Origin of the sequence: Pseudomonas sp. C2B4 (genome assembly GCF_013359695.1) — a bacterium.
Taxonomy (GTDB): Bacteria; Pseudomonadota; Gammaproteobacteria; order Pseudomonadales; family Pseudomonadaceae; genus Aquipseudomonas.
This window is the reverse complement of the sequence record NZ_JABFMU010000129.1, coordinates 1-1,211: the sequence shown is the minus strand read 5'-3', so window position 1 is coordinate 1,211 and position 1,211 is coordinate 1. Positions and strand designations below refer to the sequence as shown.

The window sequence follows — 1,211 nt, the reverse complement described above, 5'->3', positions numbered from 1 at the left end:
CATATCGCCCTTAAGAGGTGTCCGGAATTATTAGGCCAGTTCAGCCTGCTCGCGATGACGGTGTATCAGACAACAGAAATGTTGAATGACAGACCGCTATCGCGAGCAGGCTCGCTCCTACAGGGGCCTGTGTTTTTAGATCCCCGCCAACGCCAGGTCCATCGCAAAGTAGGTAAAGATCAGATCCGCCCCCGCCCGCTTGATCGCCCCCAGGCTTTCGCGCACCACGCGGTCTTCATCGATGGCGCCCGCTTGCGCGGCGAACTTGATCATCGCGTACTCGCCGCTGACCTGATACGCCGACAACGGCAGGCGCGAGGCTTCGCGAATGTCGCGGATGATGTCCAGGTACGCGCCCGCCGGCTTGACCATCAGCGCGTCGGCGCCCTCTTGCTCGTCCAGCAGCGATTCGCGCACCGCTTCGCGGCGGTTCATCGGATTCATCTGATAGCTTTTGCGGTCGCCCTTGAGCGCACTGCCACCGGCTTCGCGGAACGGGCCATAGAGTGCCGAAGCGAACTTGGTCGAATAGGCCATGATCGCCGTCTGGGTGAAACCGGCCTGATCCAGTGCCCGGCGAATCGCCTGGACCTGCCCGTCCATCGCCGCCGACGGTGCAATCACATCGGCCCCGGCACGGGCAGCCGCCACCGCTTGTTTGCCGAGGTTGACCAGGGTCTGGTCGTTATCCACTTCATGGTTGTGCAAGACGCCGCAATGGCCGTGATCGGTGTACTCGCAGAAACAGGTGTCGGACATGACGATCATTTCCGGCACCGCATCCTTGGCGATGCGCGACATGCGCGAGACCAGGCCGTTTTCTCTCCAGGTGTCGCTGCCGCTGCTGTCCAGATGATGGGACACACCGAAGGTCATCACCGACTTGATACCGGCCCGCGCGTAACGCTCGATCTCACCGGCCAGCTTCGACTCCGGGATGCGCATGACACCGGGCATGCTGTTGATCGGGACGAAATCGTCGATCTCTTCTTCGACGAAAATCGGCAGCACCAGGTCGTTCAGGCTGAACTCGGTTTCCTGGAACAGGCTGCGCAGGCTCGCATTGCGGCGCAGACGGCGTGGACGTGCTTCGGGGAACTGGCTGGACATGAATATTCCTGAAAAATCGTAGAACGGGATGAATGTAAAACCTGTGGGAGCGAGCCTGCTCGCGAAGGCGTTGTGTCAGTCACTGCATATGCTGACTGATA

General features: G+C 60.4%; 1 protein-coding gene. It reads right to left on the bottom strand.

The window, feature by feature from the left end; genetic code table 11:
- Positions 1–135: 135 nt before the first annotated feature.
- A complete protein-coding gene (hemB, locus tag HNQ83_RS30975) occupies positions 136–1,110 on the bottom strand; it encodes a porphobilinogen synthase (RefSeq protein ID WP_175392634.1) in 975 nt (324 codons plus the stop codon).
- Positions 1,111–1,211 lie beyond the last annotated feature (101 nt).